The organism is Paenibacillus sp. P5_B5, assembly GCF_056400365.1.
Window position 1 is genome coordinate 147,555 of sequence record NZ_JBFULK010000009.1, and the last position, 25,317, is coordinate 172,871.

Consider the following 25,317-nt stretch of genomic DNA (forward strand, 5'->3'; position numbering starts at 1 on the left):
TCAATTATACTTGACTTATTTGGCTGATTCGTAACGTTTGCCAACTTCATCCCAATTCACGATATTCCAGAAAGCTGCAATGTAATCAGGGCGTTTGTTCTGGTAATTCAAGTAGTAAGCATGCTCCCATACATCTAATCCAAGAAGTGGTGTAGCACCTTCCATGATAGGGGAATCTTGGTTTGGCGTGGAGGAAACAGCTAATTTGCCATCCTTCGCACTAAGCCATGCCCAACCAGAACCAAAACGAGTTGCTGCTGCTTTAGCGAAATCTTCTTTGAATTTAGCGAATCCGCCAAGTTCATTGTTAATTGCTTCAGCAAGAGCACCAGTTGGTTCGCCACCAGCATTTGGTCCGATAACTTCCCAGAATAGGGAGTGGTTCGCGTGACCTCCGCCGTTATTGCGTACTGCTGTACGGATAGCTTCTGGCAAAGCGTCTAGATTAGAAATAAGTTCTTCTAATGATTTGCCTTGTAGGTCTGCATGTCCTTCGAGTGCAGCATTCAAGTTAGTAACATATGCATTGTGGTGACGATCATGGTGGATCATCATAGTTGTTTCATCGATATGTGGTTCTAATGCGTTGTTCGGATAAGGTAGAGCTGGTAATTGATGGGCCATGTTCCAAACCTCCTAAATTTTATGTAGTTGAATCAATTTCATAACTGATCTAAATGGTTATATTGAAACTATATATAAACAAATTGAAGCATTTTGATCTATATATAGTCCAGATTGAAGCAGCTAAAGGTATTATGAAATTGATTCAGTTTTACAAATTTAATTATCTCTGATTTTATCCGATAAATCAAACTTCTCGGTAGAGGTTTTATCAGTTTGGTTGGTTCCAAATATTTAAGTTGAATTGAATGAAAGTCTGTTGACTTTGGGGTGTGCTAGGAGTTTAATAAGAGTATATATACGCCATTTTTTTTGAGACGAAAGTATAAGCGCTTTAACTTATGTGTGAACGATCAAAATGATACATATAATCTCCATGATGAGTCGAGAAATTCTCTTCATTATGGAAAGGAGCTGAGGAACCATTAGCGTCAGCATCTATGACGTTGCTAAACGTAGTGGATTATCGGTTGTGACCGTATCTAGGGTGATCAATAATGCGCCTAGTGTACGTGAGAATAATCGTCAGAAAGTGCTGCAAGCGATGAAGGAACTGAACTATATTCCGAATTCTGCGGCACGCAGCTTAGCACGTGGGAAGACCGGTACGATCGGACTTATTCTGACGACTTTACAGGATAGCGTGTTTGAGGGTATTGTCAGAGAAGTGAATGAGGAGTTAGAATATTTAGGGTATTTCCTCGCTCTATCCATTGTGCCGTCAACAGGCAAGGGAGATCAGTCAAGCAACTATTTATTCCAAAGGGATCGAGTAGACGGTGTGATTTTGCTTTCCTCATCACATGAAGCTGTATATGTCAAAGAGCTTAGAGCAAAGGGAATCCCATATGTTCTAATCGATAATCATGATTTAGCATCACAAGCGACAATGATTCAAGTGGATAACTATCAAGGTGGCTATATGGCAGCGCAGCATCTACTACATTTAGGGCATACACGTATTGGATATATATATGGGCCCGAGCATTTGCTAAGTGCTCGTGAACGTAGGCAAGGTTTTGAGCAGGCACTCGCAGATAACGAAGTAGAACCTGTTATCGCATGTAAGGCACAATTCGATATGCGTGATGGGTTTCGAATTGCACAGGACTGGATTGAGCGAGGGATTGAGCTTACAGCTATATCAGCAGCGGATGATTTTCTGGCATGGGGCGTTATTCAAGCTTATCAGGATGCAGGGTTCAAAGTGCCGCAAGATCTATCAGTCATTGGATATGATGATCAAGATTTTGCAAGTAAAACACATCCATCCTTAACCACGGTACAACAGCCTACAGACAGCATGGGTAAGGAAGCTGTAAAACGATTGTTGACGATGCTTAGCGATATTGAGGATTCATCAGCGCCTGGTATCGATCAAATAATTGCAAAGCGTGAGCTGATTAAGCTTATGCCTAAGCTGCTTGTACGAGACTCCACGTCTCCATCACATAAGGAATAGAGGTGAAGAACTTGTCTTATTATTTAGGTATGGATGCAGGTGGAACGAAGACAAATGTAATTATTACGGATGATGATGGCACCATTGTTGGAAGAGGCAAAAGTCTGCAGGGCAATCATCAAACGGGTAAGGAACGTGCTTTCCTCAGTTTTGAGGAATCGGTTACTGAAGCACTAAGCTCAGCAGGCTTACAGAAGCAAGATATTACTTACGCTGTATTCGGTTTAGCAGGTGCAGACCGTGAAGCTGATTTTGCCATTTTACGTCCGGCGATCAAGGAATTAGGCTTCGCTAACTGGTTTATTTGTGTAGATGCAGCAATTGGAATGCGAGCTGGTACTTTGCAGTCGTATGGCATTTGTCTGATATGTGGAACTGGAACTAACTGTGTTGGAATTAGCAAAGAAGGTGAAGTTTTACAGGTTGGTGGATTTGGATATGATTATGGTGATTTTGGTGGTGGCGGTGATCTGAAGGTAGAAGTGTTCAGATCCGTTATCAGGGCCTGGGAGGGGCGTGGTCCTCAAACGTTGTTAACCCAGCTTACGCTTGAGTCATTAGGTTATGATTCAGTTGAAACGATGTTCCATAACTATCTAGATACATATCGTCCAATACCTAATGATCTTGCAAGATTATTGTTCCCTGCGGTTCAAGCAGGTGATCAAGTTGCCAAATCGATTCTGCTTAAACAAGGTGAAGAGCTTGGAATCGCTGCTCGTACAGTTGCTACACGATTAAACTTGTTAGAAGACCCGTTTGAAATTGTATTAGCAGGTTCGATCGTGACACGTGGTGATGATGATACGATCAGTGATCGAATTGCTTCAGTTGTGGGAGAGGTTGCACCATTGCATCGAATCGTTAAGCTCCGAATGGAACCAGTAGTTGGTGCTATCTATATGGCAATGGATCGAGCAGGGACTGTTGTTACTGATCAGGTTTATGAGAAGCTTTCAACATTTCAAATGGAATAGCTAAATTATGATGAGGAGTGAGTAAGCATGAAAAACAGTTTGAAATTAGTTGTAATCGGTGGAGGTTCGTCTTATACGCCTGAATTAGTTGAGGGAATTATTAATAACTTTGATCAATTACCAATTCAAGAGCTATGGCTAGTTGATATACCACAAGGTCAACATAAACTTGAAATTGTTGGGAATCTGGCTAAAAGAATGGTTGAGAAGTCAGGACTTCCAATTCGTGTTGAATTAACTTTGGATCGTCGTGAAGCATTGCCAGGTGCTGATTTTGTATCCACACAAATTCGTGTTGGCTTACTAGAAGCTCGTGCTCAAGATGAATCAATTCCGCTTAAATATGGTGTTATCGGTCAGGAAACAACAGGGCCAGGAGGCATGATGAAAGCACTTCGCACGATTCCTGTACTGCTGGGCATCTGTCGTGATATCGAAGAATTATGTCCAGATGCTTGGATGCTTAACTTTACGAATCCGGCAGGAATGGTTACCGAGGCAATTAATCGTTATAGTAATGTCAAATCAATTGGGCTTTGTAATTCCCCTATCGGTGTTTATAAATGGTTGTCTAAGCTTTATGATGTGCCAACTGATAAGATCTACGCAGAGTTCGTAGGATTAAACCATCTACACTGGGTAACCAAAGTAACGGTTAATGGCGAATCTAAGCTAGAGGAACTACTTGATGGCGGAGAAAGCTACTCAGCTAAGAACGTTCCTGGACTCGACTGGAATGCTAATCTGATCCGTTCAATTGGAGCGATTCCGTCTTATTATCTAAAATATTTCTATTTAACCAAGGAAATGTTCGAAGACCAGTTGGCTGCTCAGAAGAAGGATGGTTCTCGCGCTATTATAGTTAAGCGTGTTGAGGATGAACTGTTTGAGTTGTACAAGGATCCTAACCTAAGCGTCAAGCCTAAACAACTAGAACAACGCGGTGGAGCTTATTACTCCGAAGCGGCAGTTAATCTGATGGTTTCCATCTATAATGATAAACGCGATATTCAAACGCTCAACGTGAGAAATGGTAATACCATCCCATTCTTACCTGCAGATGCAAGTATTGAAGTGAACTGTATCGTATCTAAGCAAGGACCAATGCCTGTATCGATTTCTAATATCCCAGCAGGGATTCCTGGCTTAATTCATGCGGTTAAGACCTATGAACGTCTTGCTATTGATGCAGCTGTAACAGGTGATCGTAATCTTGCTCTTCAAGCACTCGTATGTAATCCACTTATTCCTTCGGTTAATGTGGCAGACAAGATGCTAGAAGAGATGCTAGAACAGAATAAACCTTACTTGCCTCAATTTTTTAGTTAATAGAATCAATAGTAAATATAGTAAATGAAATAATGATAAGCAATACAACGAAGGAGTTGACCCAGAAATAGGAGTTTTCTATTTAAGGGTCATGCTCCTTTTGTTATGCAAATAAACCAAATACTTTTTTAGCCTCGGCTATCAGGAATAAGATGCAAGGGGAGATCAGTCGCTCAGTAGCTCAGTAGCCTAGTAACTCAGGCCCAGTAGCTAAGGTGGGGGATTGTTAGAACGGCACCAAACCCTGAACCCGAACCCGAACCCGAACCCGAACCCGAACCCGAAACCCGAACCCCGAACCCCGAACAACAAATCCCAAACCCCAAACAACAAAAATCGAACGTCATAACAATAAATACTTAAATAACGGGAAAACTTCCTGTTAATAATAGGATAATTATGATTATTATACAAATAACAGGAAAACCTCCTGTTATTATAAGATTATTTCAATCTAAGCAACAGAATCTATTGAAATAGATGGAGGAATTCCTGCTATTCTAATCTAACGCATTGTACTTACGAGAATAGAGGGAGAAAATCCAGCTAACACATTGCACATCAGTAAAAATTCACCTATAGGCACTCGTGTAAAAATCTGAAGTAGGAGCGAGTATAGTTATTGTAGGTAGCTAGGTAGCTAGGTAGCTAGGTAGTTAGGAAGGTTAAAAGTCAAAGCGTTGCAGCAAGTCATAGTGTATTACCAGTTATTTCTATATATAGCTAAGTATATCCAGGTATAGTATCTAAATATAGTAGCAGCTATAGTATCCAAATCCATTATCCGGATATAGTATCCAAATATATCCGAATATATTATCCCGTTATAGGCTACAGTCTAGGCAAGAGTAATTGGATGCAAAATCATAGAAATCTATTAAAAAATAATACTTTCTGTTACAATTTATTGATCCAAGTCATATACGTAAACCGCAACCTCATCGATAGAGAGTTGCGGTTTTGTGAGAAAAATCGTGAAAACGCTTAAATTAAAGCGCTTTCACGAGATAAACATAGTTTTTTTGACGATTTTCGTGTTTTATCGTACAATATCAGCAGGAATCGTTATTCTTTATAAATGGGAGAGAACTTCATGTGCATCCGTTCATTTAAGTTATCGGATTATGGCCCTGCTGCTACTTTGCTTAGAGATGCTCTACCAGTTGATTGCTATGAAGCAACCATACAGGCATTTGCACGTCAATTATCATGGGATACGGATTTAATTCTAGTTGCCGAGCAAGAAGACCAAATGATAGGAATCATTATTGGTACGATCGACAACTTCAAAGGTTATGTCTATCGATTAGCTGTGTTGAATGAATATCGTAATCAAGGAATTGGTGAACAATTAACAGATGCGCTTAAACAGCGTTTTCAAATTCGCAAAGTCAATAAGATCATGGTTAACATGGATTCGCACAATGAAGTAGCGATACCCTTCTACGAATCGATTGGTTATAAAGAGGTCGATTTCTTTCGATTCACTGAAAGGTTAAGTATCGTAAAGAAAGTTGCATATTAAATGATTAGTAAGTCATAAATGGGCATATCTTCTCTATCAATTTATTAAGAGAAAAGATATGCTTTTTTTAGTAATAAAGAATTTATATCGCTTTGCTGATAAATTCTTAGTAATACCTTAAGAAACGCTTCCGTCCTAAGAGGACGGAGCAACCGTTTCTTCGAGGTGCTTAAGAATTTTTAGGTATAAAGGATTACTATAGTTTACTATTATCTTCGGGGAGGTTGGCATGATGAGACATTTTGAGACAGCTGTTATTAAGAGCTTTAAGCATGACGGGCATCTACATCGCATGTGGATGCAGAATTGGATTTTCCCTCGTTCTGTATTGCATCAAGATCATGCCAAAGCGTCCATGGTAGTAACCATTAATTCAAACACACGAATTCAAGAAAGTGATGGTAAGGAATGGATAAGCCGAATCCCTGGGATTTCATTCTTTATTCCAGATCAGTGGTTCAATATAGTTGCTTTACTCGAAGAGAATGGTATTCGCTATTATTGTAATCTAGCTTCACCTGCATATATAACAGATGGAGTTTTGACTTATATTGATTACGATCTAGATGTCATTGTTCTACCCAATGGAGAAGTAAGAGTAGTAGATCAAGATGAATATGAACAGCACAAGCTAGAATATCATTATCCAGCTATCGTCCAGGATAAGGTAAAGCAAGGACTTGATTCATTATTAGGCTTAATCGAGCGTAAGGCCCCACCGTTTCAAGATAAACTTATCTTCCAATACTATAGTATGTGGAAGGAAAGTAGCTTACAGAAGGGGTGAGGAAATGCCATTAGATATCAACATTGCAACTTCAGCAGATTGGGACAGACTCAAGCAAGAGATTGTCTCTGAGGCACCTCGTCTAGGCATTGACTCGATTGGCTTTACGACTGCGGATCCATTTACTGATTTGAAGAATGTACTAATAGATCGTCGTGATAAAGGATATTTGTCGGGATTTGAAGAGCCTGATATTGATAAAAGAGTAAATCCAGAGCTCCTGTTCAAGGAGCCAAGATCCATTATTTCCATTGCTGTTGCTTATCCAACGAAGCTTGTTAACCCGCCTCGTTCAGAGCCTGGTGCATATCGGGGATTGTTATCTCGAACGGCTTGGGGGACGGATTATCATCATGTGCTTCGTGAGCGACTAGCGCGACTTGAAGGGTTCATTAAGGAACGCGTTAACGGCGCGCGTGTGGAGAATATGGTCGATACGGGTGCGCTTGTTGATCGCTCAGTTGCTGAGCGAGCAGGTGTCGGCTTTATCGGCAAGAACTGTTCGGTGATTACACCAGAATGGGGATCATGGGTGTATCTCGGCGAGATGATTACGAATATACCGTTTGCACCTGATACACCGGCACTTAATCAATGCGGCGAGTGCACGAAGTGTCTCGATGCTTGTCCAACAGGTGCATTTGCAGGTCCGGGAGTGCTTAACGCATCGCGCTGTATTTCCTTCGTTACACAGACGAAGGGAACTGTAGAGGATGAGCTGATGAAGAAGATCGGCAATCGTCTTTATGGTTGTGACACCTGTCAAAGCGTGTGCCCCTATAATAGGGGGAAGCACTGGACGCATCAAGAGGAGCTGCAGCCTGATCCTGAGCTGGTTAAGCCGCTGCTTGTTCCGCTTCTCTCCATGAGCAATCGTGAATATAAGCAGGTATATGGGAACAACTCATCCTCATGGCGCGGAAAGAAGCCGATTCAGCGCAATGCGATCATCGGCCTTGGTAATTTCAAAGACCGTTCGGCTGTACCAGTCTTATCTAAGCTGCTTCGGGATGATGAACGTCCCGAAATTCGTGCAACAGCTGCGTGGGCGCTAGGTAAAATTGGAGACGATGATGCGCTTATCGCTATAGAAGTGGCTCTCATACGTGAACAGGAGAATATCGTGCTAGAGTCGCTTGAGCGTGCTCGTGACCGAATTACTGCTGATCGCGCGGCTCTAGGCGCGGCTCTATCCGAACAACAACCCAAGGAAGGTGTAGATGAATGATGAATCAAACAGTAGGCAGAGCCGATGTGACAACATTAGTTTATACTGAAATGGATTCTCCTATTGGACCTTTAACGCTTGGAACTTCTGACCTTGGGGTATGCTCGGTTGTGTTCGGGAAGTGGGAAGATAATGAGGGGTACTTAACGAATTGGACAGATCGATGGTATCCTAATTGTAACTTGAAACATGATGATGATGCTCTTTCCATAGAGGCTAAGCTTCAGCTTAAGCAATTTTTTGCAAACGAGCGTAAAGAGTTTGAGTTACCGCTTGATCTACGAGGTACTCCGTTTCAGCTACGTGTATGGCAAGCGCTTCAAAATATCCCGTTCGGTCAAACAGCATCTTATAAAGATGTTGCTGGAGCTATTGGTTCACCTAAGGCAGTACGCGCGGTTGGAGGAGCGAATAATCGAAATCCGGTTTCGATCATTGTTCCTTGTCATCGGGTTATAGGAGCGAATGGACAACTCGTTGGTTATGGTGGAGGGCTCGATATCAAGCAGGTCTTACTGCAATTAGAAAAGTGATCTTAACTTAGCTAATCTAAACTAAATTTGTACTAATCTATCTATTTTGAAATAATCCGATCTGAATGAATCGAATGTGAAATTTTACGCTAGATTCATTTGATCGGAAATTCTAATTTTAAGAATCCAACTTGCTGCAAGGCTAGGGGGTTTAGGGAGATTAACATGAAATACGTTCATTTGGACACGGTGGAGTCGGGGCAATTTTTGGGGAAAACGATTTTTAACAGCAATGGTGTTATTCTGTTATCTCAAGGTGTGCAGCTGACAGTATATATGATTACGACTCTTAGACGGATCGGTGTAACAATGCTGTATATCCAAGATCCTGACTTTAACGATGTAGTTATTGAAGATGTCTTATCCGAGGAAACGAAGCTGGCGGTTATGCGCCAAATGGATGGATTGTTCCAAACGATTCGATCCGGTAAGGATTTTAATCCTAAGAGCATCTCAACATCAATTGATAAATTACTCGAAGATGTGATGAGGAACCAAGACGTTCTTGTACAGCTTACGGATATTCGAACGAAGGATAATGATATGTATTTGCACGCGATTAACGTGTGTATGATGTCAGTCCTAACAGGCTTGTCAATGGGAATGAACCAAATACAGCTGAAGGAGCTTGCCATAGGAGCCTTATTACATGATATCGGCAAAATGGAGTTACTTACTGACGATCAAGCATCTGATCCCAAGCAGCATCACACTTGGCGCGGATTCGAATTACTTAAACAAAAGCGTGAATATTCTTTATTAATTGCACATATCGCTTTTCAGCATCATGAGCATTTGGACGGTACTGGGGTTCCGCGGCAATTAATGGATGACCAGATTCATATATATGCCAAAATTGTCGCGATAGCAAATACCTATGATAATTTACTGTTTGACATAACTGAAGGTACTAAAATGCTGCCTCATGATGCCTGTGAGAAAATGATGTCTATGTCTGGTAAAGAGCTAGATCGCGAGACACTGATCCAATTCCTAAAAATGGTGTCTGTCTATGCGACAGGTGCTTCCGTTCGATTGTCTACAAAAGAGACAGGTGTAGTAGTTGGTCAGCATCGCGGATTACCAGGGCGCCCTATTGTTCGGATTATTAAGCAAGAGAGTGAACGTGATTTCAATGTCAAAGAAATGGATTTAGCTAAACAAACAACCGTATTTATTGAAACCGTACTCAGCTAATAATTCGCATATTTGGCGTTTGTGAGCTTGTCAATTGCATGCTATGATAGCATTACATAAGAAATTGAGTTTAATTTTAGGAGGAAAGCTTGATGGCATGGTGGTTATGGTTAATTATTGGATTAGTGGTGGGACTAGTAATAGGTTTCATCGTAGGGGTATTCTACCTTCGTAAGCAATTAGAGAAGATGCAGAGTGATCCTGAAATGCTTCAAAAAATGGCCAAGCAAATGGGTTATAACATGAATAAACAACAGATGAGTAAAGTCCAAAATATGATGAAAAAGCAAAAATTCAAATAAGCAAAGGCTTGTGGGAGCAACCATTGTGGCGGGGAGGGGAAGACTAGCATGCCGGCCAATGAGTATAAGAATAAGCTTGTAGATGCGAATCGCGCTGCAATCGAAGGTCATATTAAGGAAATATTGCGTTTAATTGGTGAGGATGTTGATCGTGAAGGCTTAATCGATACACCAGCTCGTGTTACCCGTATGTATGAGGAAATATTTGCAGGTTACGATGCTGACTTTAGGGAAGTATTAGGCGTCATGTTCGATGAGAATCATCATGAGTTAGTCATTGTGAAGGATATCGTATATTACAGTCAATGTGAGCATCACATGGCACCCTTCTTTGGCAAAATTCATATTGGTTACTTACCTGATGGAACAATTGCTGGACTCAGTAAATTCGCTCGCTTAGTTGAAGCGGTAACGCGTAAGTTACAAGTTCAGGAGCGGATTACTTCTCAGATAGCGGACATACTTGAGGATGTATTGAAACCAATTGGTGTTATGGTTGTCGTAGAAGGTGAACATCTTTGTATGTGTGCCCGCGGCGTCAAGAAGCCAGGAAGTAAGACAATTACATCTGCTGTGCGTGGCGGATTCCGCAAGGACCCAGCGTTACGAGCAGAATTTCTATCCTTGATTAAAGAATAGCTTGAAAATCATAGTTATCATGAATTAGTGGTGGTTCAGGGAGTTATTCCTGTACCACCATTTTTTGATTTGTGCTGTAAGTACGACGCGTATAATCCCTTTAATCGATTAAAATTGAGAGGAATGTATCTCCTGTAGGAGCGATAGCGTTTGCCTTTGAAATCGTGAAATTACCTTGCAATATATTACCTAATCCTATTTCACGATTTCAACAGCAACCGGAAGGAGATGCATCCTTGAAGTACTTTAATCGATTAAAATTGAGGAGATGCATCTTTGAAGTACTTTAATCGGGTTAGGAGAAACATCCCTGTAGTACATCATCGAGTTTTGGATGGTAATAATGGATGTTATTCTAGGAATAGACTAGAAGATCGAGAAGAAAGTAATCGAGTATCTTTACGATTGTTTCGTACATCAGTTATACTATAAGAAACTATGTTTCATATGGTGAAACAATTATGAAGGTGATATAGATGGAAGATGGAAAATTAACGGTGCGTGCGGTTGAGCGTGCTCTAGATATTTTGCTTTGTTTTACGGATGCTAGCGAGCTGAGTTTAACGGAAATAGCCAGCAAGGTCAATTTGCACAAGAGTACGGTTCATCGGCTCCTTGCCTCGTTAGAAGGCAAGGGATTCGTACAACGTGACAGTGCTACTGAGAAGTATGGATTAGGCTTTAGCTTATGGGAGCTGTCTGTTCATTTATCTCATAGTGATGATTTAGGAGTTATGCTGCTGCCCGAAATGGAACGGCTGCGCGACTTGGTTGGTGAGACGGTCTCCTTGTATGTACGAGACGGGATGGAGCGCGTGCGGATCCAAGCGGTGCAGAGTAACCAAGCGATCCGGCGAGTCGCGCCGGTAGGGGCAAGAATGCCCCTCTACGTGGGGGCATCGAGCAAAGTGCTGACCGCCTACGACGACGAGGCGGTGCAGGAGCAGGTGCTGCATGAAGCAGAGCGGTCGAATGGCTTCGACCGCCAGTCCTATTCGCAGCATCTGCGGGACATACGGACGATTGGCTACGCCACGTCCGTGGAAGAGCGTGAGCCCGGCGCAGCGGCGATCGCCGTGCCTGTAATTGATCGCAGCGGTAGACTCGTCGCTGCGCTGGCAGTGTCAGGCCCAGCGAATCGCCTGACACAGGAAATGATGATGGTGTATGTTTCCACCATAAGTGAAGCTGCTCGCCGCATGGGTACGATTGCAGCATTAAGATGACCTGACATATTGACTCCTACAGATAGGCGATGACTAGAACTGCAAGAATAAGCGGTTCGTTAAATAGTCCATCGCCTATTGTGTATTCAGAGAGCCTATTCAGGGAAATATGAGTCCTTGAGGAGTGATGACTATGGCTGCTACACGTAACCAAACCATGATTGCCGTATGGATCAGTTTAATTGCTAATGTGGTACTCACGATTATTAAACTTGTCGTTGGAATGCTGTTTCATTCGCAAGTGCTTATTGCCGATGGTATACATAACGCGGGAGATGTGATTGCGGTAGGGGCTGCCTACAGCTCTATGCGTGTGTCCAACAAGCCTGCTGACGAGGATCATCCCTATGGACATGGTAAGGCAGAGGTATTAGGTGCGTTTATCGTGGCCATCATTCTTGGATTTGCTTCAATCTATATGGGTTATCACGCGGTAACAGCATTGTTTGGTCCTCCTTCTAGTTCACATATAATCGCTTTAATAGCAGCTTTAGTCTCTTTGCTTATTAAGCAAATTCTATACGTCTATACGATGCGTGTTGGACGACAAATGAATTCCAGAGGGCTCATTGCGACTGCTTATGATCATCTAGCGGATGTCTATGCTTCAATTGCGGCGTCTGTGGGGATTGGCTTAGTACTCATTGGTCAATGGCTGGAAATACCTTTACTCCTGTATGGTGACCCTATTGCGGGCTTAATTGTATCTTTCCTAGTGTTAAAGCTAGCTTGGGAGATGGGGAAAGAGTCGTTTGATATTTTGATGGACAGAATATTACCGATTGAGCAAATTGCCGGATTCATGAATGTGATCTATTCGAATCCAGATGTGAAGCGGATTGATAGGCTTCGAGCACGTGAACATGGCCATTATGTGCTTATTGATTTGAGAATTAGTGTGATTGGTTCATTAACTGTACAAGAGGGTCATGATATTATCAGACAGCTGAAAACGAGTATTATCACAGCCTATCCGAATGTGGATGAAGTACTCATTCATTTGAATCCTTGGTATCCTGAATAAAGCTGCCCATGCGCTATCTTGACATGGTATATTAATGTAAATGAATTCGGACTATGGAGGGAATGCATGTGAAAGTAGTAAGAATCGGACTAATCGGAGTCGGAATGATCGGCAAAATTCATTTAGAGGAATATGCACTTATACCAGGTGTAGAAGTAGTTGCCATATGTGATATTAATGAAGCTGAAGCGCGTAAAGCTGCAGAAAAGCATGGCATACGTCATGTATATACAGATTTCAGAGAATTACTTCTGCGTGATGATTTAGATGCGGTTGATGTGAGTTTGCATAACAACTTCCACGCACCTGTGACAATAGCGGCATTGCACGCAGGCAAGCACGTTTATTGTGAAAAGCCGATTGCTGGTTCGTATCGCGATGGTAGAGCAATGCTCGCTGCGGCAGAAGAAACAGGCTTGATGCTGCATATTCAGCTTGCGACTCTCTATAGTGCAGAAACACTTATCGCCAAAGATTTGATAGATGGAGGTAAGCTAGGTAAGTTATATCATGCTCGTTCGAATGGATTTCGTCGCCGAAACCGACCTTATGTAGATGGCTATGGAACAGCCTTCTTTACACACAAGCAAACTGCTGGTGGCGGAGCATTATATGATATGGGCGTCTATCACATTTCACAAATCTTATATTTGCTAGGGTTACCAACACCACTGCGTATTTCTGGTCAAACATATCAGGAAATGGATATAGATAAAGAGCGCCGCAAGCAAAGTGGCTTCGATGTAGAGGAATTGGGACTCGGCTTCGTTAAGTTCGAAGGGGGTATTACACTTGATATCATGGAAGCTTGGGCGATTCATCTTGGAGGCATGGAAGGTAGCTGTATTATTGGTTCCGAAGGTGGTATCAGATTACCGATGACCATTAGCGAACAGAACAAAACGCCATTTAGTTTCCATAGCACGGTATGTGACGTAGACATGGACAGCACATTCGATCTTGATCGAATGAGGATTCGCAGGGAAAGAATGAACCCGAACCACGATGCTTATCAATCCTCACAGAGACATTTGGTCGCAGCCTTGCAAGGCCGTGTACCGTTATTACCGACTGCGCAGCTTGCTCTTCAAACGATGTTAATTAGTGAGGGTATTTATATGTCTAGCCAGCTTGGACGTGAAATTGCGGCCGAAGAAGTGATCGAGCAATCGCAATCTGTATCGATTTCTATGTAGAGGTTTCAATCAGAGAGGAATGACTAACATGACTGCCCCCACTATATCTGGGAGATCATTTGTTATATTAAAAATCTTTAATTTCGTTATTTATGGTGCGATGGCCACATTTAATACGTTCTTTCCCTTGTATCTTCAGCAAATCGGGGTTAGTACGATAGCAATTGGTTTCCTGCTTGCGGGTGGCCCTATGATTTCGGTGTTTGCGAATCCGTTCTGGGGTTACTGGAGTGACCGATTACAGAATATTAAGCGTACGTTAATTATTATGTTGATTTTTAATTTGCTGATTGCATTACTTGTTTTTCAGGTACATAACTATTTCGTCATCTATATCGTCATGCTCGCCTTTTATTTTTTTCAGACGCCTATATTTTCGCAAAGCAACAGCTTGATTCTGAATTTAATAGAAGGGACAAAGGTTCAGTTCGGTGCAATCCGTTTATGGTCATCTATTGGTTGGTCAATTACTGCAGTAAGTATAGGACCTCTACTTACTCATATAGGAATTGAACGCTTATGGATTCCTTTCTCTATCGCAATATTGATAACTCTTGCATTTACGGTGGCTTTGCCACGCGGTGAGAGTAAAGGCAAATTCTCGAATAACGGCTATCGTCAAATATTTAAAAATAAAATCTTTGTGTCTTTTGCCTTGTTAGGTGTGCTTGTTTCAGTTCCTAACTCCATGAATTCGACATTCAATGGGATCTATATCACGTCGATGGGGGGGAGCGAGGGATTCGTTGGTTGGGCCATTTTCTGCGCATCGATCTTGGAAGTTCCCGTATTCTTATTGCTTGACCGATTCTTGCGCAAAACACAAGGGACGATGGTGGTCGTTCTTCTTCTTGTCAGTCTTCTATTCAGTGTACGATGGTTACTTATGTCGTTGGCACAGAGCCCGATTGATATCCTATTGATTCAGTGTATGCATGCCTTTACCTTCGGGGTCTATTTCTATGTAGGTACGCAGTTAACTGCGCTCATGGTACCTCGTGAGTATCGAGCAACAGGGCAAGCAGCCTTTGCTCTAACTTGGGGCGGATTATCAGGGTTTTTTGCAGGTATTTTTGGCGGGATTATTTTTGAAAAGCTTGGTGCGCAGCAGATGTACCTATTTGGCATGATCTTGTCATTAGCTGGTGCAATTGGCTTCTATTTATTATGGCGCAGTATGCGTCAAACTTCGTTACAGAAATCAGCGTTATAGAGTGAGTATTATAGATCGAACAGTTAAGAGAAGATAAGATGAGAGTGTTGAAGCTTTTCATTATATGCGTGTGCTTCTTATTGCGGATTGATTCGTCTGCTATTATCTAATATTTCGCATGAGCTTCGAACTCCGCTTACTTCCATACTTGAATCAAGACAAGCTCTTCCTAATTATCAGAATATTGATATTATTAATTACATGAGACAGATTACTGATATATATGTATTTGATCTACAGGAGAATGGATTGGAATTAGAGCTCGTAATACCAATTTCAAAAGAATGAGGTGATAATTAAATGACCGAAGGGAAAATTCTAGTCGTTGAAGATGACGAAGCAACCGGAGAAATTATTAACCTCTATTTGGTACAAAGCAATTTTCAAGTAGTCTTAGCTTCGGGTGTGTAGTGTGGAGGAATTGCGCCAGCAAATCTGGGGGAGTGGTTCTCTTAGCGGGGAAGCTACGGTTGTGGTTCAAATCAGCAATCTGCGCAAGAAAATCGAACGAGATTTAAGCTGTCCCAAGCATATTGTTACGGTTCGCGGTTTCGGGTATAAATTTAATGGCTGAGCGACACGATCTAAATAGGTTCATACAAAAAAGAGGATGTTCCACAAGTAGATTGCTCTACTTGAACTGCACCCCGTCAAGTAGACAGTACAAAAAATAAAAATCAATTAAGCGGCTTTGGTCCTGAATTCCAATGGACTAAGGCCGTTTAGTTTTGCTTGCAATCGTTCGTAATTGTAGAAGTGGATGTAAGCGTGTATGTCTCTCTCGAGATCTTCGAAGGTATGGTGTGTGTAAATAATACTTCTCGCATTTTAGGGTTCCCCAGAATGATTCCATGGCACCGTTATCGATGCATCGTCCAACTCGGGACATACTCTGAGTCATTTCGTTGTCGTCCAAGAGCTTCTTGAAGTCCAAGGAGGTATATTGGTAACCTCGGTCGCTATGAAGCATGGGCTTGCTTCCTGGAGCTTCTTGCAAGGCAAGTTTCAACGTCTGGAACACAAGGGGATTGTTATTGGAACGCCCTAATACGTAGGAGACGATAGATTTGTCATGAAGGTCAAGAATAGCGCTTAAATACGCTTTTTGGCCATTGCCGTACTTGAATTCAGTCACATCCGTAACCCACTTTTCATTTGGCGCATCTGCAGTGAATTTGCGGCTTAGCACGTTCTCAGCCACCTGCTGTGGAGTGGAGTTCGCATATCTCTTTTTCTTCCTCCGGATGACGGACTGGATTCCCTTTACCTTCATCAGCCGGGACACACGCTTATGGTTTATCGTTTTTCCAGTTTGGCGGCGCATGTGCAGAGTTAATTGTCGGTATCCAAAGGTACACTCCACTTTCTCATAAATAGACATCATGACATGCGTCAGTTCTTCATTCTCCTGCTCACGGGAACTGGGTTTGCGATTTCGCCATTTGTAATAGCTTGAACGTGGAATACCTGCAATTTCACACAGAAGCTGAACGCTGAACAATGCTTCTTCTTGAAGCGCTTGAATAGTACGATAGACGCTCTCTTGACGGTATTGGCTTAGCTTCGCCTCCTTTGGAATTCCCGTAACTTTTTTAGAAACGCATTCTCCGCTCGGAGTCGCTCGATTTCATATTCCATCTTCTTCATCTCGAGTTTTTGACGATCGGCCTCTGTTAATTCCTCCGGCGTTTTCTTTCTCCCCCGACCATCCTTTAACGCATCCTGACCACCATCTTCAAACTTCTTCACCCATTGGTAGACTTGCTGGTAGGAGACCTGAAACTGATCAACTGTCTTACAGTAGTCATGCTGATGAGCAAGACAATATTGCACAATATCAATCCGTTCCTGCCAAGTCGTTGAACGTCCCTTCGTCATCGCTGTCGCTCCCCCTGAATAAGCTTTTAAGCTGCTATGACGATTATACTTCATAATCCAGTTGGAAAGCTGCGTTGTACTTGCAATCTTATATTTATCGATGATCTGATATTGGGATAATCCCCCCTCAATGTAATCCTTCACCGCTTGAAGCTTAAGCTCAGCACTATAACTTCGATTGTGAGTACGTTTCTCCAGTCCCTCATAACCATACACCTTGTAACGACGACGCCATTTCGCCAAAGTCGTTTTGGTGATACCGTATTTCTTGGCCGCAGCCTTAACACCAATTTCACCACTTGTGATTTCATCAAGGATAGCGAGTTTCTCTATCGCACCATATTTTTTAGTAAGCATAAAAAGCTCCCCTTACAGTAACAGGTTTTATTATTTCACCTGTCTACCGTAAGGGGAGCATATCAACTTATGGACATCCTCTTCGTTCTAGTGATACAGAATTTATAACTTCAGATCATAAATTCTAAGTATCACCTTAAGAAACGTATCTGTCATTTATAGACGGTGAAACCGTTTCTTCTTGAGTTCTACGTTAAGCCATAATTTGACGAAGTACAGTTTGTAGGATACCGCCGTTACGGTAGTAGTCCACATCCACCATAGAGTCAAGACGAACGATTGCATCGAACTCGAAGCTGCTTCCGTCTTCACGAGTAGCTGTAACTTTCACAGTCTGACCAGGTTGTACGTCATTGCTTAGTCCTGTGATATCAAATGTTTCTCTACCCGTAATACCAAGTGTCTTCCAGGAGTCATTACCTGCGAATTGAAGTGGTAATACGCCCATTCCAACTAGGTTAGAGCGGTGAATACGCTCAAAGCTCTCAGCGATTACTGCTTTAACACCAAGCAAGAAGGTTCCTTTGGCAGCCCAGTCACGGGATGAGCCAGTACCGTACTCTTTACCTGCGATAACAACAAGTGAAGTACCATCTTCTTGATATTTCATGGAAGCATCGTAGATTGACATAACTTCACCAGTTGGCAAGTAAGTTGTTACGCCGCCTTCAGTTCCCGGTGCAACTGCGTTGCGAATACGGATGTTAGCGAACGTACCACGCATCATGACTTCGTGGTTACCACGGCGTGAGCCATAGGAGTTGAAGTCTTCACGCTTAACGCCATTGTCAGTCAAATAAGTGCCACCAGGGCTCTTAGGTGAGATGTTACCCGCTGGAGAGATATGGTCAGTCGTAACAGAATCGCCCATGAGTGCCAATGTTTTGGCGCTACGGATGTCTACGATATCATCAAGTACTGTGCCAAGATCAGTGAAGAATGGCGGTTCTTGAATGTATGTGGACTTCGTATCCCACTCATAAAGCTCGCCTTCTGGTACGTCAATTGCGTTCCAACGTGCGTTAGCACGGAATACGTCTTTATATTTATCACGGAAAATACCCGCGTTCATTGCAGTTGTCATTGCTTCTTTGATTTCTGCATTCGTTGGCCAAACATCCTTCAGGTAGATAGGGTTGCCGTTAGGATCCGTTCCAAGTGGTTCAGTGGAAAGATCGATATTAACATTACCTGCAAGAGCGTATGCCACAACAAGCGGTGGTGAAGCAAGGTAGTTAGCTTTCACCTGTGCATGCACTCGGCCCTCAAAGTTACGGTTACCTGAAAGCACAGCTGCAACGGTCATATCGTTGTCAGTAATTGCTTTGGACACTTCGTCAGGAAGCGGTCCGGAGTTACCGATACAAGTTGCACAGCCATAACCAGCAACGTGGAAGCCTAGTGCTTCAAGTGGCTCGATTAAGCCAGCATTATGCAGATACTCAGTTACTACAAGGGAACCTGGAGTTAGAGAGCTCTTCACGTAAGCTGGTTTCGTAAGTCCAAGAGCGACTGCTTTCTTCGCTAGAATACCAGCACCGATCATAACACTTGGATTCGATGTGTTTGTACAGGAAGTGATTGCTGCAATTACAACAGCACCTGCACTCATCTCAGCTGTTTGTCCATCTGCATAAGAAACAGTTACTTTCTCAGCAATTTTCTCTGGAGTTAGGCCATATCCACCTTGATCAACTGGCTTAAGGATAATATCATTGAACTCTTTCTTCATCGCTGTTAACTCAACACGATCTTGTGGACGCTTAGGACCTGCAAGTGATGGAACAATGGTCGACATATCAAGTTCAACCATTTCTGTGAATACAGGATCTGGAGTCTCGTCCGTACGGAACATGCCTTGTGCTTTATAGTAAGCTTCAACAAGCGCGATTTGCTCTTCTGAACGGCCTGTTGCACTAAGGTAATTCAATGTTTCGCTGTCAACAGGGAAGAATCCGATTGTTGCGCCATACTCAGGTGCCATATTAGCAACAGTTGCACGGTCAGCGAGTGAAATATTGCTTAGACCTGGACCGTAGAACTCAACGAATTTACCAACAACGCCCTTCTTACGAAGCAATTGTGTAACTGTCAAAGCAAGGTCAGTTGCTGTTGCGCCTTCTGGAAGTTGTCCGATTAGCTTGAAGCCGATAACATCTGGTGTTACGAAATAAAGCGGTTGTCCAAGCATACCTGCTTCAGCTTCGATACCACCAACACCCCAACCTACAACGCCTAGACCATTGATCATCGTTGTATGGGAATCTGTACCAACTAGTGAATCTGGATATACTTCTGTTTCGCCATTAACAACTTTAGTTGCTGCAACGGATGCTAGGTACTCAAGGTTAACTTGGTGAACGATACCTGTTGCTGGTGGCACTGCGCGGAAGTTATCGAATGCTGTTTGTGCCCAGCGCAAGAAACGATAACGCTCTTCATTACGCTCGAACTCAATATTCATGTTGTATTCAAGTGCGTTAGTGGAACCAAACGCATCAACCATTACCGAGTGATCGATGACAAGGTCAACGGGTACAAGTGGATTGATTTGTTTAGGGTCTCCGCCAGCGCGTGCGACAGTTGCACGCATAGCTGCTAAATCGACAACGACCGGTACACCAGTGAAGTCTTGCAATACGATACGAGCAGGGATGAAAGGAATTTCTTTGTTGTTATCGCGGCTTTCAGCCCAACCTGCGATTTGCTTAACATGTTCAGGGGTAATTGCTCTGCCGTCAAATTGGCGAATGGCAGCTTCAAGTAAGACTTTAATGGAAAAAGGTAAGTTCGCGATAGAACCATTACCGTTTTCTTCAAAGCTTTGAAGGCTGTAATAATAGTAGGGCTTGTTTTCCACGCTCAATTCTTTACGCACGGAAAAGTGATCTTTTTGTGTCATGTTCATGCCTCCTAGGATCGAATAACTATTTTTTGCAAAATTTTCCGTAATTTCATCTAATGAAACCTAATTTCATAATTTTGTTCTGTCTTTAGTATAACTTCTGTACATTCGCTCGTAAAGATGAAATTGTATCATTTTTACCTTCTTTTTCTCATATATCGAAAACAAAGTGTATGCTTTCGTGAGATGCTAAACAATGGGAGGGTAATCTATGTCGTGGAAGAGCACGTTGCATGATTATGTATTGGATAAAAATCAAACATCTGTTGAGTGTACGGCCATACAGCTTCCTTTGTTTATTGCAGATGATGCTTATTTAGAGAGAGAGCAGATCAGACGACTTGGTCTACAAGCAATTGCCAAAGAAAGACAAATTCGTCCTACTAATGGAGAAACCAAGCTGCGTATTCACCAAGTTCAATCCATTAAAGATGGTATAATTGCGGACATTGGTCTCTATCAGACTAGACAGTATTCCTTATCGAGGACTGAATATACCGAGGAAAGAATGGAGCATGAGCGGTTATCATTTCGCTACTTTGAAGGACGATGGCGAATTACTGGTGTTGAGCATCTTCGTGCAGAGCAAAGTAGTAAGTTAAACATTGGTGGGGAGAGAACCTCGTCACCATCGCTTCCATTTTTCAATTATAGTATACTTAAGAAGGCCAATGATGCTGGACTAAGAAGGCTTCTATATAATCGTTTACAGGTGGTTGAATATGCCAATAGATGGTGGAATTCTGCGAATCCTGCCTTTTTAACATTTGAGGTTGATTGCACGAATTTTGCTTCACAATGTATCTTTGCAGGCAATGCACCTATGATCTATACTGGGAAAAGAGATCTTGGATGGTGGTACGTAGGGATGGAGCATCAACAGGAGCTCTGGAGCTTCTCATGGGCGGTAGCTCACGCGTTACAGAACTACGCGATTAACAGCTCCTCTGGGTTTCATGGGACGCTAGTTGAGTCTCCGCAACAGTTAGAACTAGGAGATATGATTTCGTACGATTGGGATGGTGACGGGCGATTTACTCATAGTGCCATTGTTACGTACAAGGATGATTATGGCATGCCGCTTGTCAATGCACATACTAACAATAGTAAACATCGTTATTGGTCATATCGTGATTCATATGCTTGGACTGAAAGCACACGCTACGCGTTTGTTCATATTAATAATGAAATGGCAATTCCTTAGGCAGTTAATAACTAGGTAGGACAGTTACCTAATCAGGAGGATGTAACAAATGGCTTCTAAGATTCGAGTAGGACTTATTTATGGTGGAAAATCAGGTGAGCATGATGTATCCTTACAAACCGCGCTTGCTGTAATCAAAGCAATAGATTTGGATAAATATGAGATTAAGCCTATTTATATAACGCAAGATGGGGAATGGAGAAAGGGGCAGAAGCTGCTTACGCCGCCAGACAACAAAGAAGCGTTAGCCTTCGAAACGTCCGATAGTCAGAACAGTTCAACGGCATTAATGCCTATTTTTCAAGGTTTACAACAGTCAACTGATTCAAGTGTACAGGGCACAAATGAAGCTATTGATGTCGTATTCCCGCTTCTTCATGGAACATTCGGTGAAGATGGAACGATTCAAGGCTTGCTAGAAATGGCGAATGTTCCTTACATCGGTGCTGGTGTATTGGCATCAGCTGTAGGCATGGATAAAGTGATGATGAAAAAAATATTTGCGGATGCTGGTCTTCCGCAATGCATATATCGTTATTTCACACGCTCACAATGGGCGAAGGATCAAGCGAATCATCTAATGGAGATAGAGGTTGCTGTTGGGTATCCATGTTTCGTTAAGCCTGCTAATTTAGGTTCTTCCGTTGGTGTATCGAAAGCAAGAAATCAGGATGAATTAATACAAGCCGTCTCGTATGCACTTAAATATGATCGTAAAGTGATTGTCGAGGAATTCATTAATGCACGCGAGGTTGAAGTAGCTGTACTCGGCAATGATGAACCGCAAGCATCTGTACCAGGAGAAATTATTCCTTCAAACGAATTCTACGATTACAAGGCTAAGTATGTAGATGGTAAGTCAAATGTGGTTATTCCGGCTGAAGTGTCGCCAGAAGTTACTGGACAGCTGCGAGAGATGGCAGTGCGAGCATTCCAAGCGATCGATGGTACGGGATTATCTCGTGTTGACTTCTTTATCCGTAAGGAAGATCAGGCGATTATGATTAATGAAATCAATACAATGCCAGGCTTTACACCGATATCCATGTATCCGATGTTATGGAGAGAAACAGGTAAGCCTTATCGCGAATTGCTGGATGATCTGATTCGATTAGCTTTGGAACGTCATGAAGATAAACAACAGATTCAGTACACAGCTGACTAATAAATAATCAATTCTGGACATGAAGGGGATAGGACGATGGGATTTCAGACCGAATTTAATTTCGTATGTAAATTTAAATCCGATCAGGAATTAAATGAACTGCTGGAGTATGGTCATGGCAAAATGATTAAGAGTGGTTTTCGTGTGTATCCGACAGGACAGAAGGTTATCGCTTATACACCTTGCAATCAAGCGGTTGCGATTGTCAAAATCGTAGCATCTATCGCTGAAATCAACTTTCAGGGTGCTGAATTGACTCAGGTTGAGATGAAGTTAATACGCAAATTGACCGAAGAAGAATCACGTATTCAAACTGCACTTGCTGATGAAATGTTCTTTGGAGAACAAGGGTGAAATCAGCTAAATGACTAACAACATGAATCGCACAAGAGAAATATGGTTAGCTTATCTATTTATGTTTATTGTATTTATGCCAGGAGCCATAACATCCGCATTCTTTCCGTTATATTACAAGGATATTGGTTATTCAAATGAGTTATATGCCTTGCAAATTTCACTAAGCCCAGTTGTTGCTATATTCTCAAGTTATTTTTGGGGCTATGTCAGTGATCGATATCAGAAAATCAAAATTTTTATGATCGTCATGGCGATTTTCCAAATCGTTATTGTAAGCTTGATTTCATTCTTTGCTACACCCCTTATTATCATGATCGCAATGCTGGTATTCATTTTTTTTTCAACAGGCTTTGGCATGTTGACCGAAACGATGAATATGTTTCAGGTACGTTCACTTGGTGCAGTTTTTGCTAATATTCGAGGCTGGGGGGCTGCCGGTTTTGCTTTCTCTTCGATCATTTGTGGTTGGCTGATTAATTATACGGGTAATTATGATGTAATCCCTTGGCTTGTTGTGATCTCATATGTGATCTGCCTTATCATGATCTTCTATATGGTTGATCCACGTCAGGTAGAGGTTGAACAGCCCCAGAGTTCAACTATCAAGCACAGAACGGCCAAGTCTTTCAATTGGCGTGGTGTGTTACCTTATATTAAGAATAGCCGATTTATCTTATATATGATTGCTTTATGTGTCATGATGACGGCACTAGGAGCAAATGATTATTACTATTCTTTTTTGGTAGTTGAGCTTGGAGGAACAGAATCGGATATTGGAATTGGCTGGGCGATACCGGCTATTATAGAGATCGGCGTATTCTGGTGGCTTGGGCGTAAGCCAGTGAACCGACCACTGATCATGTTTGTTATAGCTGGTTTGCTGTATGGTGTACGTGCTATTCTAATCGTACTGACGATGGATAGCAATATCATAATGGCTGGACAAGTTATTACTGGTGTTGCAACAGCCTTGCTCTTGGTCGCTATGACGGAGTACGCTATGATTCTAATCCCCGATCAATTCCGTGCAACTGGCCAAGCCATAATTGCATTTGTGCTAAGTATTGTTCGGATATTCTTTGTTGGTATGCTGGGCGGATATATTTATGGTTCATATGGTGTAGTTACTTTGTATGCCGTTTCAGCAGTTTTACTATTTATTTCCGTAGGTTTATTCTGGATTGCTTATCGAGCAGAACGGCATTATTTAAGTAAATCTACTAGTTAACATGAGGCTTGCAAGAGGCCAACACTTGAAAAAAATAGTAAAATCAGGTACTTTTGAAGAAAGTAATGTAGAGTTTGAAGGGAGTTATATTAGATGTCAGGTTTAATGAACGGTAAGAATGTGCTTGTTATGGGAGTTGCTAATGATCGCAGTATTGCTTGGGCAATTGCTCAATCGCTGGGTGCACAAGGTGCTAAGTTAGCATTTACTTATGAAAATGAGCGTGTTAAGGAACGAGTACAGAAGCTTGCTTCTACCATTCCTGATTCAATCGTATTGCAGTGTAATGTTACTGTTGATGAAGAGATTGACGCTTTAGCGGACAAGCTTAAAGAAGAATTCGGTGTAGTACACGGTTTAGTTCATGCTATTGCATTTGCCAAAGGTGAAGATTTGCAAGGCATGTACGTTGATACATCACGTGATGGTTATGCGCTTGCACATGACATTTCCGCTTATTCTCTAGTTGCTGTATCGAAGCGCATCTATCCACTCATGACCGAGGGTGGATCAATCATGACAATGACTTATCTAGGTGCAGAACGTGCAATGAAGAACTACAACGTGATGGGCGTAGCTAAGGCTGCACTTGAAGCGAGCGTTCGTTATCTAGCTGCTGACCTTGGACAATTCAACATCCGCGTAAATGGACTATCTGCAGGACCGATCCGTACGCTTGCTGCTAAAGGGATCGGCGATTTTAACTCGATTCTACGTGCTGTTGAAGAGAAAGCACCACTACGTCGTACAACTGACGTTGCTGAAGTAGGCGACGCAGGAATGTTCTTACTTAGTGATTTAGCTCGCGGTATTACTGGCGAGGTCTTATATGTAGATGGCGGATTTAACATCGTTGGGGTATAAAACCTAAAACCTACCTAAAACATATCTTGTTATGATGATCGATAACAATTAAACATTTTGGAGCATCCAAGAGTCGTAACCTACATCATGTGGGTTA

Annotated in this window: 25 protein-coding genes and 1 pseudogene; 21 read left to right on the forward strand and 5 right to left on the reverse strand. The window is 42.2% G+C overall.

Features of this window, described 5'->3' with window-relative positions:
* Positions 1–15: 15 nt before the first annotated feature.
* On the reverse strand, positions 16–624 hold the full coding sequence (locus AC1DOK_RS13885) for a superoxide dismutase (protein ID WP_477554879.1): 609 nt from the start codon (positions 622–624) through the stop codon (positions 16–18).
* A 436-nt stretch (positions 625–1,060) separates the two neighbouring features.
* Here AC1DOK_RS13885 and AC1DOK_RS13890 point away from each other — a divergent pair, with 436 nt between their 5' ends.
* From AC1DOK_RS13890 to AC1DOK_RS13965, 16 genes are all read left to right on the forward strand, one after another.
* Positions 1,061–2,086, forward strand: a complete 1,026-nt coding sequence (locus AC1DOK_RS13890) for a LacI family DNA-binding transcriptional regulator (protein ID WP_477554941.1) — start codon at positions 1,061–1,063, stop codon at positions 2,084–2,086.
* A 2-nt stretch (positions 2,087–2,088) separates the two neighbouring features.
* Complete coding sequence (locus AC1DOK_RS13895; RefSeq protein WP_477554880.1) at positions 2,089–3,063, forward strand: N-acetylglucosamine kinase; 975 nt, start codon at positions 2,089–2,091, stop codon at positions 3,061–3,063.
* 27 nt (positions 3,064–3,090) lie between these two features.
* Positions 3,091–4,392 (forward strand): 6-phospho-beta-glucosidase, encoded by a 1,302-nt coding sequence (locus AC1DOK_RS13900; protein ID WP_477554881.1) that lies wholly within the window; start codon positions 3,091–3,093, stop codon positions 4,390–4,392.
* Positions 4,393–5,485: 1,093 nt separating this feature from the next.
* Positions 5,486–5,917: a GNAT family N-acetyltransferase gene (locus AC1DOK_RS13905; protein ID WP_477554882.1), complete on the forward strand. Its 432-nt coding sequence runs from the start codon at positions 5,486–5,488 to the stop codon at positions 5,915–5,917.
* 232 nt (positions 5,918–6,149) lie between these two features.
* Positions 6,150–6,704: a DUF402 domain-containing protein gene (locus AC1DOK_RS13910; RefSeq protein WP_477554883.1), complete on the forward strand. Its 555-nt coding sequence runs from the start codon at positions 6,150–6,152 to the stop codon at positions 6,702–6,704.
* A 4-nt stretch (positions 6,705–6,708) separates the two neighbouring features.
* Positions 6,709–7,932 (forward strand): tRNA epoxyqueuosine(34) reductase QueG, encoded by a 1,224-nt coding sequence (gene queG, locus AC1DOK_RS13915; protein ID WP_477554884.1) that lies wholly within the window; start codon positions 6,709–6,711, stop codon positions 7,930–7,932.
* On the forward strand, positions 7,932–8,465 hold the full coding sequence (locus AC1DOK_RS13920; protein ID WP_477554885.1) for a methylated-DNA--[protein]-cysteine S-methyltransferase: 534 nt from the start codon (positions 7,932–7,934) through the stop codon (positions 8,463–8,465). The genes queG and AC1DOK_RS13920 overlap by 1 nt, the downstream gene beginning before the upstream one ends.
* A 165-nt stretch (positions 8,466–8,630) precedes the next feature.
* Positions 8,631–9,662: an HD-GYP domain-containing protein gene (locus AC1DOK_RS13925; RefSeq protein WP_477554886.1), complete on the forward strand. Its 1,032-nt coding sequence runs from the start codon at positions 8,631–8,633 to the stop codon at positions 9,660–9,662.
* 92 nt (positions 9,663–9,754) lie between these two features.
* On the forward strand, positions 9,755–9,964 hold the full coding sequence (locus AC1DOK_RS13930) for a YneF family protein (protein ID WP_477554887.1): 210 nt from the start codon (positions 9,755–9,757) through the stop codon (positions 9,962–9,964).
* A 48-nt stretch (positions 9,965–10,012) separates the two neighbouring features.
* Complete coding sequence (gene folE / locus AC1DOK_RS13935; protein ID WP_477554888.1) at positions 10,013–10,603, forward strand: GTP cyclohydrolase I FolE; 591 nt, start codon at positions 10,013–10,015, stop codon at positions 10,601–10,603.
* A 476-nt stretch (positions 10,604–11,079) separates the two neighbouring features.
* A complete protein-coding gene (locus AC1DOK_RS13940) occupies positions 11,080–11,829 on the forward strand; it encodes an IclR family transcriptional regulator (protein ID WP_477554889.1) in 750 nt (249 codons plus the stop codon).
* A gap of 133 nt (positions 11,830–11,962) precedes the next feature.
* A complete protein-coding gene (locus tag AC1DOK_RS13945; RefSeq protein WP_477554890.1) occupies positions 11,963–12,853 on the forward strand; it encodes a cation diffusion facilitator family transporter in 891 nt (296 codons plus the stop codon).
* Between the two features lie 62 nt (positions 12,854–12,915).
* Positions 12,916–14,049, forward strand: coding sequence for a Gfo/Idh/MocA family protein (locus AC1DOK_RS13950; protein ID WP_477554891.1), 1,134 nt, complete (start codon positions 12,916–12,918; stop codon positions 14,047–14,049).
* 19 nt (positions 14,050–14,068) lie between these two features.
* Positions 14,069–15,262 (forward strand): MFS transporter, encoded by a 1,194-nt coding sequence (locus AC1DOK_RS13955; protein WP_477554892.1) that lies wholly within the window; start codon positions 14,069–14,071, stop codon positions 15,260–15,262.
* Between the two features lie 87 nt (positions 15,263–15,349).
* Positions 15,350–15,550 carry a histidine kinase dimerization/phospho-acceptor domain-containing protein gene (locus tag AC1DOK_RS13960; RefSeq protein ID WP_477554893.1) on the forward strand — a complete coding sequence of 67 codons (201 nt, stop codon included), beginning with the start codon at positions 15,350–15,352 and terminating at the stop codon, positions 15,548–15,550.
* Between the two features lie 124 nt (positions 15,551–15,674).
* Positions 15,675–15,836, forward strand: coding sequence for a winged helix-turn-helix domain-containing protein (locus AC1DOK_RS13965; RefSeq protein WP_477554894.1), 162 nt, complete (start codon positions 15,675–15,677; stop codon positions 15,834–15,836).
* Between the two features lie 107 nt (positions 15,837–15,943).
* Here the strand turns inward: AC1DOK_RS13965 and AC1DOK_RS13970 are convergent, their stop codons facing one another.
* The 4 genes and pseudogenes from AC1DOK_RS13970 to acnA form a co-directional block, all read right to left on the reverse strand.
* Positions 15,944–16,078, reverse strand: a complete 135-nt coding sequence (locus tag AC1DOK_RS13970) for an IS3 family transposase (RefSeq protein WP_477554942.1) — start codon at positions 16,076–16,078, stop codon at positions 15,944–15,946.
* A 46-nt stretch (positions 16,079–16,124) separates the two neighbouring features.
* Positions 16,125–16,763, reverse strand: a pseudogene (locus tag AC1DOK_RS13975) (IS3 family transposase); the annotation flags it as partial.
* A gap of 56 nt (positions 16,764–16,819) precedes the next feature.
* Positions 16,820–17,497, reverse strand: coding sequence for a transposase (locus AC1DOK_RS13980; RefSeq protein WP_477554895.1), 678 nt, complete (start codon positions 17,495–17,497; stop codon positions 16,820–16,822).
* A 193-nt stretch (positions 17,498–17,690) separates the two neighbouring features.
* Positions 17,691–20,399 carry an aconitate hydratase AcnA gene (gene acnA / locus AC1DOK_RS13985; RefSeq protein ID WP_477554896.1) on the reverse strand — a complete coding sequence of 903 codons (2,709 nt, stop codon included), beginning with the start codon at positions 20,397–20,399 and terminating at the stop codon, positions 17,691–17,693.
* A gap of 214 nt (positions 20,400–20,613) precedes the next feature.
* Between acnA and AC1DOK_RS13990 the strand changes: the two genes are divergently transcribed.
* From AC1DOK_RS13990 to fabI, 5 genes are all read left to right on the forward strand, one after another.
* Positions 20,614–21,606 (forward strand): amidase domain-containing protein, encoded by a 993-nt coding sequence (locus tag AC1DOK_RS13990; protein WP_477554897.1) that lies wholly within the window; start codon positions 20,614–20,616, stop codon positions 21,604–21,606.
* A 49-nt stretch (positions 21,607–21,655) separates the two neighbouring features.
* The gene (locus AC1DOK_RS13995; RefSeq protein WP_477554898.1) at positions 21,656–22,771 is read left to right on the forward strand and encodes a D-alanine--D-alanine ligase; all 1,116 of its coding nucleotides are present in this window, start codon (positions 21,656–21,658) and stop codon (positions 22,769–22,771) included.
* Between the two features lie 36 nt (positions 22,772–22,807).
* The gene (locus tag AC1DOK_RS14000) at positions 22,808–23,125 is read left to right on the forward strand and encodes a hypothetical protein (protein ID WP_477554899.1); all 318 of its coding nucleotides are present in this window, start codon (positions 22,808–22,810) and stop codon (positions 23,123–23,125) included.
* Positions 23,126–23,135: 10 nt separating this feature from the next.
* On the forward strand, positions 23,136–24,356 hold the full coding sequence (locus AC1DOK_RS14005; protein ID WP_477554900.1) for an MFS transporter: 1,221 nt from the start codon (positions 23,136–23,138) through the stop codon (positions 24,354–24,356).
* Between the two features lie 93 nt (positions 24,357–24,449).
* Positions 24,450–25,220 carry an enoyl-ACP reductase FabI gene (gene fabI / locus AC1DOK_RS14010; protein WP_477554901.1) on the forward strand — a complete coding sequence of 257 codons (771 nt, stop codon included), beginning with the start codon at positions 24,450–24,452 and terminating at the stop codon, positions 25,218–25,220.
* The last annotated feature ends 97 nt before the right edge of the window (positions 25,221–25,317 follow it).

Bases quoted from the DNA above. Each gene is read 5' to 3' on its own strand.
- AC1DOK_RS13885 (WP_477554879.1), bottom strand. From the start codon at position 624: ATGGCCCATCAATTACCAGCTCTACCTTATCCGAACAACGCATTAGAA.
- AC1DOK_RS13900 (WP_477554881.1), top strand. From the start codon at position 3,091: ATGAAAAACAGTTTGAAATTAGTTGTAATCGGTGGAGGTTCGTCTTAT.
- AC1DOK_RS13905 (WP_477554882.1), top strand. From the start codon at position 5,486: ATGTGCATCCGTTCATTTAAGTTATCGGATTATGGCCCTGCTGCTACT.
- AC1DOK_RS13910 (WP_477554883.1), top strand. From the start codon at position 6,150: ATGAGACATTTTGAGACAGCTGTTATTAAGAGCTTTAAGCATGACGGG.
- queG (WP_477554884.1), top strand. From the start codon at position 6,709: ATGCCATTAGATATCAACATTGCAACTTCAGCAGATTGGGACAGACTC.
- AC1DOK_RS13920 (WP_477554885.1), top strand. From the start codon at position 7,932: ATGAATCAAACAGTAGGCAGAGCCGATGTGACAACATTAGTTTATACT.
- AC1DOK_RS13925 (WP_477554886.1), top strand. From the start codon at position 8,631: ATGAAATACGTTCATTTGGACACGGTGGAGTCGGGGCAATTTTTGGGG.
- AC1DOK_RS13930 (WP_477554887.1), top strand. From the start codon at position 9,755: ATGGCATGGTGGTTATGGTTAATTATTGGATTAGTGGTGGGACTAGTA.
- folE (WP_477554888.1), top strand. From the start codon at position 10,013: ATGCCGGCCAATGAGTATAAGAATAAGCTTGTAGATGCGAATCGCGCT.
- AC1DOK_RS13940 (WP_477554889.1), top strand. From the start codon at position 11,080: ATGGAAGATGGAAAATTAACGGTGCGTGCGGTTGAGCGTGCTCTAGAT.
- AC1DOK_RS13945 (WP_477554890.1), top strand. From the start codon at position 11,963: ATGGCTGCTACACGTAACCAAACCATGATTGCCGTATGGATCAGTTTA.
- AC1DOK_RS13950 (WP_477554891.1), top strand. From the start codon at position 12,916: ATGCATGTGAAAGTAGTAAGAATCGGACTAATCGGAGTCGGAATGATC.
- AC1DOK_RS13955 (WP_477554892.1), top strand. From the start codon at position 14,069: ATGACTAACATGACTGCCCCCACTATATCTGGGAGATCATTTGTTATA.
- AC1DOK_RS13980 (WP_477554895.1), bottom strand. From the start codon at position 17,497: ATGCTTACTAAAAAATATGGTGCGATAGAGAAACTCGCTATCCTTGAT.
- acnA (WP_477554896.1), bottom strand. From the start codon at position 20,399: ATGACACAAAAAGATCACTTTTCCGTGCGTAAAGAATTGAGCGTGGAA.
- AC1DOK_RS13990 (WP_477554897.1), top strand. From the start codon at position 20,614: ATGTCGTGGAAGAGCACGTTGCATGATTATGTATTGGATAAAAATCAA.
- AC1DOK_RS13995 (WP_477554898.1), top strand. From the start codon at position 21,656: ATGGCTTCTAAGATTCGAGTAGGACTTATTTATGGTGGAAAATCAGGT.
- AC1DOK_RS14000 (WP_477554899.1), top strand. From the start codon at position 22,808: ATGGGATTTCAGACCGAATTTAATTTCGTATGTAAATTTAAATCCGAT.
- AC1DOK_RS14005 (WP_477554900.1), top strand. From the start codon at position 23,136: ATGACTAACAACATGAATCGCACAAGAGAAATATGGTTAGCTTATCTA.
- fabI (WP_477554901.1), top strand. From the start codon at position 24,450: ATGTCAGGTTTAATGAACGGTAAGAATGTGCTTGTTATGGGAGTTGCT.